Origin of the sequence: Micromonospora sp. LOL_023, assembly GCF_048060115.1 — a bacterium.
Lineage (GTDB): Bacteria > Actinomycetota > Actinomycetes > Mycobacteriales > Micromonosporaceae > Micromonospora_E.
The window spans coordinates 1-442 of the sequence record NZ_JBHMIM010000201.1 but is presented as its reverse complement, the minus strand read 5'-3'; the positions used below and the strand labels follow the sequence as shown (position 1 = coordinate 442).

General features: G+C 69.0%; 1 protein-coding gene. It reads left to right on the top strand.

The genetic code is table 11. The features are described from left to right. Window positions 1–318 (top strand): transposase (locus ACFHVL_RS31465; RefSeq protein ID WP_416632261.1); only part of this gene is annotated, 318 nt, incomplete at its 5' end. Between the last annotated feature and the right edge of the window lie 124 nt (window positions 319–442).

Genomic DNA, 442 nt, shown 5'->3' with positions numbered 1-442 from the left:
TTCATCATGGAAGGCATGGGCAAGAAACCACGCCGGCCGCGCAGAGCGTTCACGCCGGAGTTCAAGGCGGAGATCGTCGAGGTGTGCCGGCGGGGTGACCGATCGGTGGCGCAGGTCGCGAGGGACTTCGACCTGACCGAGACCGCGGTCCGTGAGTGGGTCAGGCAGGCCGACGTCGACGCCGGCACCCGCAGTGACGGGTTGACCAGCGACGAGCGCGACGAGCTGGCGCGGCTGCGGCGGGAGAACCGCCGGCTCCGCGAGGACGTCGACATCCTCAAACGGGCCACGGCTTTCTTCGTGAGGGAGACCCGGTGAACGTGTACCCGTTCATCGAGGCGGAGAAAGCGCGGCCCGGCGGGAACGTGAAGCGTTCCTGTGAGCTGCTGGAGGTCTCCCGGTCCGCCTACTACCAGCACCGTGCCGGGCCGTCGCGGCGGGA